General features: G+C 74.8%; 7 protein-coding genes and 1 pseudogene. 5 read left to right on the forward strand and 3 right to left on the reverse strand.

Annotation, left to right across the window (positions count from 1 at the left end; genetic code table 11):
* Both ABYE80_RS13465 and ABYE80_RS13470 read right to left on the reverse strand, forming a co-directional pair.
* Positions 1 to 1,399 (reverse strand): GAF domain-containing protein (locus tag ABYE80_RS13465; protein WP_372790797.1); only part of this gene is annotated, 1,399 nt, incomplete at its 3' end.
* A gap of 160 nt (positions 1,400 to 1,559) precedes the next feature.
* Positions 1,560 to 2,426: a hypothetical protein gene (locus ABYE80_RS13470; RefSeq protein ID WP_372790798.1), complete on the reverse strand. Its 867-nt coding sequence runs from the start codon at positions 2,424 to 2,426 to the stop codon at positions 1,560 to 1,562.
* 110 nt (positions 2,427 to 2,536) lie between these two features.
* Between ABYE80_RS13470 and ABYE80_RS13475 the strand changes: the two genes are divergently transcribed.
* The 5 genes from ABYE80_RS13475 (at position 2,537) to ABYE80_RS13495 (ending at position 7,835) form a co-directional block, all read left to right on the forward strand.
* The gene (locus ABYE80_RS13475; protein WP_372790799.1) at positions 2,537 to 3,580 is read left to right on the forward strand and encodes a hypothetical protein; all 1,044 of its coding nucleotides are present in this window, start codon (positions 2,537 to 2,539) and stop codon (positions 3,578 to 3,580) included.
* Positions 3,581 to 3,811: 231 nt separating this feature from the next.
* On the forward strand, positions 3,812 to 5,821 hold the full coding sequence (locus tag ABYE80_RS13480; RefSeq protein ID WP_372790800.1) for a hypothetical protein: 2,010 nt from the start codon (positions 3,812 to 3,814) through the stop codon (positions 5,819 to 5,821).
* Entirely contained in the window at positions 5,818 to 7,224 is a 1,407-nt protein-coding gene (locus tag ABYE80_RS13485) for a GDSL-type esterase/lipase family protein (protein ID WP_372790801.1), read from the forward strand. Before ABYE80_RS13480 ends, ABYE80_RS13485 begins: the two co-directional genes overlap by 4 nt.
* A 66-nt stretch (positions 7,225 to 7,290) precedes the next feature.
* Positions 7,291 to 7,491 carry a hypothetical protein gene (locus ABYE80_RS13490; protein ID WP_372790802.1) on the forward strand — a complete coding sequence of 67 codons (201 nt, stop codon included), beginning with the start codon at positions 7,291 to 7,293 and terminating at the stop codon, positions 7,489 to 7,491.
* Complete coding sequence (locus tag ABYE80_RS13495) at positions 7,491 to 7,835, forward strand: hypothetical protein (RefSeq protein ID WP_372790803.1); 345 nt, start codon at positions 7,491 to 7,493, stop codon at positions 7,833 to 7,835. Before ABYE80_RS13490 ends, ABYE80_RS13495 begins: the two co-directional genes overlap by 1 nt.
* Before the next feature lie 52 nt (positions 7,836 to 7,887).
* Here the strand turns inward: ABYE80_RS13495 and ABYE80_RS13500 are convergent.
* Positions 7,888 to 8,268: pseudogene (locus ABYE80_RS13500) on the reverse strand (oxidoreductase); the annotation flags it as partial.

Genomic DNA, 8,268 nt, shown 5'->3' on the forward strand with positions numbered 1-8,268 from the left:
CGCCGGGGATGCGGGGCAGCCGTTCGGGCAGCAGCGAGGCCTGCAGCGTGCGGGCGGTGTTCGCGCGGTCGGCGTACAGCAGCGCCGCATCGGCCGCCAGGGAGACCCGGCGGGCGATCTCCTCCAGGAGCGGGAGCGCCTCAGGGTCCGGAAGCCGACCTGACCGCCACAGGAGCGCGAGCGTTCCCAGCGCCCGCCCGGATCGCGTCAGCGGGAGGGTCAGGGTGCGGCCGGTGTCGGTCGGGGAGCGTCGCAGCTCGTCGAGCGCGCCGGCGGAGGCCTGGGCGCCGCCGGCGCCGAGGACCTGCCCGTGCTCGACGATCTCGATCCGCGCCGCGTCGGCGAGACAGCCGACGATGAGCGCCGCCACCGCGTCGAGCGCCGGAGCGAGGTCCAGCGTCGCCTCCAGGCAGCCGCTGATGTCCGCCAGGAGCCGGGCGTGCACGACGGCGACCTCCAGCTCGGCACGTGCCGCCTCGCTGGCGCGGCGCGCCGCGCGCGCCTCGGCCAGCGAGCTCGCGTGATCGAGCGCCAGGGCGACCCGGCGGGCGACCTCGTGGGCGAGGGGCACGTCGTCGTCCTCGTCGTGGTGGCCCGCGACGTGCGACCCGAACGTCATCACGCCGAACGCGCGACCCCGAGCGACGACCGGGGTCAGGATGCTGCTGCGCAGCGCCATGGAGCGGCGCTCCTCGCGGTCCTCGGGGGCACCGGCGTCGGCGAACTCCTCCGCCGTGTTCTGCAGAAGCACCGGCCGGCCGTCCTGCAGCACCCCGTACAGCGGGGAGTGCGGCTGGGGACCCTTGAAGCCACGCGCGACCGCCTCGAGCCGTGGGTCGAGGTGCGCGAGGACGTGCCGGGTGAACGCGCCATCCTCTCCGACGAGGTCGATCACGCAGCAGTCGCCGAGCAGCGGGATCGCCGCGCGCGCGATCGCCTCCAGGGCGTCGGCCGGGTCTCCGGTGCTGGCGACGAGCCGTCCCACCTCGGACAGCAGGCGGGTTCCGCGCTCGGCGCGCACGCGCTCGTCGATCGACAGCCCGGTGCCGTGGAACCCCAGGAAGCTGCCGTGGGCGTCGAACCGCGGCTCCCCGCGGGTGAGGATCCAGCGGTAGCGGCCGGCGTGGTCGCGCACCCGGTACTCGAGCTCGAACGGCTCCCGGGCCGCGTACGCGTCGGCGATACCGCGCTCGACGACCGCCCGATCCGCCGGATGCACGCCGTCGAGCCAGCCCTCCCCGAGCTCCCGGTCCAGCGAGCGGCCACGGAACGCCAGCCAGGCGTCGTTGGCGAACTCGAGCTGCCCGGCGCCGTCACCGGACCACGTGAAGACCGTCTGCAGGTCGCCCAGCGCCGCGAAGCGGTCGTAGGGCAGCCCGCCTTCACCGCCCGACGTCATGCGTGTTCGTCGGGGGCGGTAGGCGGACGTCGCACGAGAGCTATCGGATGCAGCACTGCTCGCGACGGTACTCCGTCGTGCTGAGCCGTGGGAGAACTCTCACGACCTCCTCATGCGGAGCCGCGGCGCGGGCGCTCGCCCACCCGCGCGAGCCGGCCCATCAACGGATGTAGACGACCGCCCCGTCGCCGCCCCGGCACACGACGGGAACACCGCCCGAGCACGTCAGGGTGTAGGTGAGCTTCGTGACCGGGCTGTAGACGTCGATCACGGAGCTGCCGCCGCTGGCCTCGTAGGCGTCACGGACGTTGCGGGCGAACGGGCACGAGGTGACGGAGTTCACCGACAGGCCGTCCCCGCAGGAGGTCGTGCCCGTGGTGGGCGACGAGCCCCCGGAGCTGCCGCTGGTGGTCGTCTTCGGCGTCGTCGTCGTGCTCGGCTTCTTGCTGGACGCGAAGACCGCGGTCACCGCGTCGCGCAGACGGCCGGTGTTGAAGGTGGTCGAGGCGGGCAGCGTCCCCGCGAGGTCCGTCTGGGCCTGGGCCAGGCGCGAGTAGGCGTCGGAGGCCCGGCGCCCCGCGTCGCGGGCACGCGTGACCAGGCTCGACGCCGCGCTCTTGGAGCGGCTCGTCGCGGAGTCCGACGCGAACTGCAGGAACGACCGCTGCTCGCGTGCGGCCTCCAGCAGCATCCTGCCGGCGTCCGTCTCGGCCGCCTGCGGCGTCAGCAGCACGATCACGTCCCCGGTCTGGGCGATCTGCGGCTCCAGCGAGGCGCCCATCCGCTCCAGCGAGTCGCGCGTCCCGCGCACGCTGTCGATCGAGCGCGCCGCCGCGTCCATCGCCTGCTGCAGGGACAGCGCCGCCGCACGCTGGGCCTGGGTCGCGGAGGTCGCGCCCTTGTCCCCGTCGTCGTCCCCGCCGCATCCGACCACGGCGAGGGCCAGCACCACCAGCGCGACGGGTAGCGTCCGGCGCCGCAGCGCCCCGCGTGAACCTGGCGACTGGGGGGTGACGGCTGACCTCATCTCGTCCTCTCGGAGGTGGCGGTGCGCGGGGGCGCGGGGTGAAGAGCGCACTTCGACCCTATCCCCAGCCAGGGGCGCTGTCCACGTCGGCCGTCTGCCAAGCTGGACGGATGCCCCGGGTCCGGGTCCGCGCACTGGCCGTCGTCGTGATGCTCTGCGGTGCGCTCGCGTCCTGCGGCGGGGACGGCGCCCCGTCCTCCGCGGCGACGACCGGCGACGCCGAGCTCGCGCAGGCGCTCAAGGACAACGCCGAGTACTACGAACGGGAGCGCGACGCCGCGGTGCCCGAGCCGGACCCGCTGTCCCCGGAGAGCCCCGCGGAGCCGCAGGTCCCCGGGTCCGCGTCGCTGCCGGCCGGTAGCGACGAGATCGACGGGCCGACGAGCGACGGCCCGTCGACGCCGGCCTCGAGCGGCCCGCTGCTGTCCGCCGCGGACGCCAGGAGCTTCGAGCGCCTCGCGCGGACGCTTCCCGGCAGCGAGGGGGTCGCCGTCGCCGCGCTGGGCCGAGGCACGAGGATCGAGCGCCTGGGGCAGCTGCGGACGGGGGTCGCCTGGTCCACCGCGAAGGTCCCGGTCGCGATGGCCGCGATCGCCCGCGGGGTCGCCGATCAGGCCGACCTCCGCAATGCGATCACCGCGTCCGACAACGCCGCCGCCGACAGGATCTGGAACGCCCTGGGGGCCGGGCGTGCCGCGGCCGATGCTACGACCGGCCAGCTGCGGGCCGCCGGGGACAGCACCACGGTCGTCCCCGCGGAGCGCCTGCGGACCGGCTACACGGTGTTCGGGCAGACCGCCTGGTCGCTGGCCTCCCAGGTCCGTTTCGTGGCGGGCATGCCGTGCACCGCGACCGGTCCGCGACTGCTCGACCTCATGGGGTCCGTGGTCTCCTCACAGCGCTGGGGTCTGGGCGCCACCGGTGGGGACGCGCAGCTCAAGGGCGGATGGGGACCCGGGATCTCCCCGGGCCGGGCGGACGGCTGGCTGGACCGGCAGATGGGGGTCGTGGTCGTCTCCGGACGGCCGCTCGCGGTGGCGATCGCGACGACCGCGCCCGATCACGCGGCCGGGACGACCGCCCTGTCGCGGATCGCGCGGTGGCTGGTGCAGCACGTCTCGGTGGCGGGCGTGCCTCGTGAGCCGGCCTGCTGAGGCAGGCGGCCGGTGGCCGGGCCGCCTGCGCGCTCCTCGCGCAGCTCGGCGAACAGGAGGTCGGCCGCCAGGGTCTCGTCCGCCGTGAGGCCGTGCGCCTGGTCTGTGGACGATGTGGTCATGCCCTGGTGATCGCCAGAACTGAGGATGGACGCATCGGACGTTCGTCCAGTCGCGGGAAACGGTGTGCGACGGGTTGACGCAGCTGCGCCCGAGTGGTGTCGTCGGAGGGTGGCGCCCGCACCCCCCGGCCCGACCGTCCCACCGCTGTGGCTCTGGACCGCGCGCGGCATGGTGGGAATCGCCACCATCGTCGGGATCATCACGCTCGGGCAGGCGATCGGCGTGTGGGTCGCCGTCGGCGCCGGAGCCCTCGCCCTGCTCGCCGCGTGGCTGCCGGTCGGCGTCGCCGTCCTGCGCGTCGCGGGCGCCGCGGTGGTCGCGACGCTCGGGCTGCTGGCCTTCAACGTCTTCACCCATCCGTTCGGTCGGCCCCCGATCCTGCTCGGGCTGCTCATCGCCGTGGTCGTGTACGCGTGGGGCGCCTACTGGTTCCTGCGCGCGGGGCTGACCCGACGCGTCTCGCTGATCGTCGGCAGCACGCTGGCGCTGGCGTTCGTCATCGTGCTGCCGTTCGCCTTCGGCGACCGCGAGGAGGGCACGGCGAAGGTCCCGGCCCGCACGGCGGTCGCCTCCAAGCTCGACATCGTGCTCGTGGCCCCGGCCGGGGCTGCGCGTCAGCAGTCCGGGCCCGCCGCCTACACGCCGTCCACCATCGGGAGGGACTTCGACGTCCGCTGGTCCGTGGCGGTCGTCCGCGACGACGTGGCGCGGTTCGTGCTGCGGGGCAGCGACAACGAGGCGCAGGCCCGCGCGACCGTGGACGAGGCCCTCACCGGCCCGCGGGCGTCCGGCGGCGGCGAGACCGCCGAATCGGGCACGGGCGGCGATGCCCCGGCCCCGGACCCGCGGGTGCCGCTCGAGCCCCGTCCCGGCGCCGACGTGCTGGTGCTCCTGCTCGTGGACGGCTCGGTCACCGAGCTTCCCGAACCACGCGCGCTGGCGCCGGTGGCCGCCACCGAGCGCGAGGTGGGGCGCTGGCGGCGGATCGGCCGATCCGTGGCGCCGGATGGGGCACCGCTCTACGCCCTGCTGCAGTCGCCCTCGGCCGAGCGACTGCGCGCCTGGGCGCGGTTCGCTGACCCCGGTGGCGCTGTCTCCACCCGCGACGTCGACGCGCCCTCCGTCACCGAGGCGGCGCTCACCCTGGCGATCGGCGCTCCGACCGCCAAGGCCGACCTGGCCCTCGCCTTCAAGCACCGTCCCGTCCTGCTGTTCGACCCCAGCGAACGCGTACCCCTTCCGCTCTCGATCGAGGGCCTGTTCGCCGCGGGCAGGATCTCCCAGTGCGAGGACCGCCGGGTCAGCGGCTCGGACTGCACGGTGGTGAAGGACCCCCGGGCCCTCGTGAACGGGGGCACGCACCTGGAGATCAGCGCCGAGCGGGGGGACCAGCTGACGAGCGCCATCTACGTCCACCCCGTAGGCGAGGAGCGATCCGGGCGCCGGCTGCTCTACCTCGACTACTGGTGGTACCTGCCGTCCAACCCGGCGGGTGCCGGCTACGGGGCGTTCTGCGGCGCCGGACTCGTGATCCCGGGAATCTCCTGCTTCGACCACGAGTCCGACTGGGAGGGCATCACCGTGGTGATCGACCGCACCGGCGACGAGCCGCGGCCGATCGCCGTGCACTACGCGGCCCACGACGCGGTCGTGCGGTACGACTGGACCGAGCTTCGCCGGCGCTGGGACCGGGAGCCGCGGCTCGCCCGGTTCTCCTCCGGAGTCGAGGACGCCACCGCGCGGCCTCTGGTGTTCGTCGCGTCGGGCACGCACGCGAGCTACCCGGTGCCCTGCTCGCGAGGCTGCGTGCAGACCGCCCATCCCAACCTCGAGGAGCGCGTGCACCGCGGCACCCTGCCGTGGTCGGGCAACGACACCACCAGGTGCCGGGAGTACCGGTGCGTGCGACTGCTCCCGACCCGCGCCGCCGGCACGCTCCCGGCGTTGTGGAACGCCTTCGAGGGGGTCTGGGGCAAGCGCTCCTGCGTCCTGCGCGTGTACTGCGACTCCGGTTCCCCGCCGGCGGCCCCGGGCACGCAGGGCCGCTACAAGTTCCCGGCGCGCTACGGCGGCTACGTGCGCGACGGCAGGTACCGCAAGGTGGCGTTCACCGAGTGAGGCGCCCGCTCACCATCGGGCTGGTGCTGGTGCTGCTGGGACTCGTCGGGGCCCCCGGAGCGCTCGCGGACCCCGTGGCGTTCCGATGGAGCGTCCCGGCGAAGCTCGCGGGCGACGGTGTCGACGGGGTCGCGCGGAAGGTCGACGAGGCGACGCTGCGCACCACCGAGATCGAGGTGCGCACGTGCGCGCCCGACCCGTCGTGGTCGCTGGACGGAGCGCCCGTCACCCCCACGCCCGCAGGTCGGTGCCGGGCGCGACTGGACCTCGGGGACGACCAGGAGCACACGCTCGTCCTGCGATCGGAAGGTGAGGAGGCTTCCGCGACCGTGCGGGCGCGGGACCTGCTCGTGGTCACGGTGGGCGACTCCGTGAGCTCCGGCGAGGGCAATCCCGACGGCCCGAGCGTCCTGAGCCCGCGATGGCTGGAGCGGCGCTGCCATCGGTCGATGCGCTCGGGCGCCGCGCAGGCCGCCCTGGCGCTGGAGTCGGGCTCGACCCGCAGCGCGGTCACGCTGCTGGCTCTGGGCTGCTCCGGCGCGACCGTGCCGCGCGGGCTGCTCGGCTCCTACGCGGGCATCGAGCCCGACGCGCGACGCGGCCCGCTGCCGGCGCAACTGGACGAGGTCGCGCGACTGGCGTCGCGACGGATGCCCGACGCCGTCCTCGTGAGCATCGGGGCCAACGACGTGAACTTCGGCGCGGTGGCGCGCTTCTGCGTCGTCGTCGCGCGGTGCCCGGAGCGCCGCTTCGATCCGGCGCGGTCGGGCGGCGTCGCCAAGGACCCGGCGGCGCCGACGGCCGCCGAGGTCCAGGCGTCGGCGATCGCCGGACTCCCGGAGCGCTACGCGCAGGTCGCCGCGCGGCTGCGGGACGCACGGGTGCCGGCGGACCGCGTCGTGCTCGTGGAGTACTTCGACCCCACGCACGACGAGGAGGGCGAGGTCTGCGCGCAGGCCCTGCCGGGCATCGACCGGGACGAGGCGGCGTGGGCCTTCTCGTCGGTCGTCGTACCGCTCAACGCCCAGGCGCGTCTGGCCGCGCTCCGGCACGGGTGGCGGTTCGTCCGTGGCGTGCAGGACGCCTTCCTCGCCCACGGCATCTGCGCCCGCGGCCACGACCGGTGGGTGCGCCGGATCGAGGAGTCCCTGGGTCGCGGCTCGGGACTCAGCGGCCCGCTGCACCCCAACGGGCTCGGGCACCTCGCCACCGCCGCGTTGATCGGCCCGGTGCTCGCCGACGCGACCGGCGTGAGCGGCGGGACCGACGTGGCCCAGGCGGCCGGGCGCCCCGACGACGAGGGCTCGCGGGTGGCGTGGTGGTGGCTCGTGGTCACGGCGCTCGCGGGCGCCCTCGCGGGTGGTGGCCTCGCGATCCTGGCCGCGCGGCGCCGGCGACCGTGACCGCCCACCTCGATCATCTACGACTCATGTCGCCGACTGGACCGATCCCGTAAGCTTGTAACGAAGATGGCAAATCCGAGCCCACAGCAACAGCGTGCCCAGGAAGCCCGGGCGAAGAAGCTCGAGGAGATGCGCGCACAGATCGCCGGCGGATCCCTGACCGTCCGGCAGATGACGCCGGAGGAGCGCAAGAAGTACCCCAAGCCGCCCCCGAGGCCCACCGGCAAGGGCAAGCGCCCCGACGCCGCCCGCCAGCGGCGCGGCTGATGGCCTCGTCAGCAGTCGTCCCGTTCTTCGTCCCCCGCTTTCGTCACGACGCCACCGCGGCCGAGGCCGCCTACGGCGAGCTCAGTGACACGGCCGAGCACCTGACCGGAGCCACCGCGCACCGCCGGCGCATCCGTTCGATGTCCTGCCGGCTCGGCGGGCGGGACGTGGTCCTCGACATCGGGTCCGAGGACGCGATCGAGGGCCAGACGGTGACCGCCATCTTCCAGGTCGGGCGGGTCGGGTTCACCGTGCACACCGAGACCACGCACGCTCCCGACCAGCGGGCGGCCTTCGCGCTGCCGCGCACGCACGTCTACGACGTCACGGACTTCGCGGCCTGACCCCGCGGCTCGCCGGTGGTGCCCGGCGGGCGCCGGCACCGGCGGTCGCCCGTCAGGTCGTCGCGGGCGCCAGCGGGAAGCTCACGCCGGTGAGCTGCTCGGAGAGCTCCCACAGCCGCCGGGCGACCTCCACGTCCCGTGCCGCGGACGTGCGCCCGACCAGCTTCGGCCTGCCGCGCATCTGCTGGAACCCGCTCGGGCCCACGTAGGCGTCACCGGGCACCTCGGCGGTGGCGGCGAAGAGCGTCGGCCAGGAGCCCTGCTCGTCGGACTGCGCGAGCACGCGGTTACCGATCGCCATCGCCGTGTTCTGCACCCAGCTGCCGGTGCGCTCCTGCTGGTGCGTCGCCGCCCAGCCGGGGTGGGCGGCCGTCGCGATGACCGCCGAGCCGATCCCCTCCAGCCGCCGCTGCAACTCCGACGTGAACAGCAG

The organism is Paraconexibacter sp. (genome assembly GCF_041602235.1).
In the GTDB taxonomy this organism is placed as follows: domain Bacteria; phylum Actinomycetota; class Thermoleophilia; order Solirubrobacterales; family Solirubrobacteraceae; genus Paraconexibacter.

Excerpts from the sequence above, each read along its gene's own strand:
- ABYE80_RS13470 (WP_372790798.1), bottom strand. The coding sequence starts at position 2,426 with ATGAGGTCAGCCGTCACCCCCCAGTCGCCAGGTTCACGCGGGGCGCTG.
- ABYE80_RS13495 (WP_372790803.1), top strand. The coding sequence starts at position 7,491 with ATGGCCTCGTCAGCAGTCGTCCCGTTCTTCGTCCCCCGCTTTCGTCAC.
- ABYE80_RS13490 (WP_372790802.1), top strand. The coding sequence starts at position 7,291 with ATGGCAAATCCGAGCCCACAGCAACAGCGTGCCCAGGAAGCCCGGGCG.
- ABYE80_RS13475 (WP_372790799.1), top strand. The coding sequence starts at position 2,537 with ATGCCCCGGGTCCGGGTCCGCGCACTGGCCGTCGTCGTGATGCTCTGC.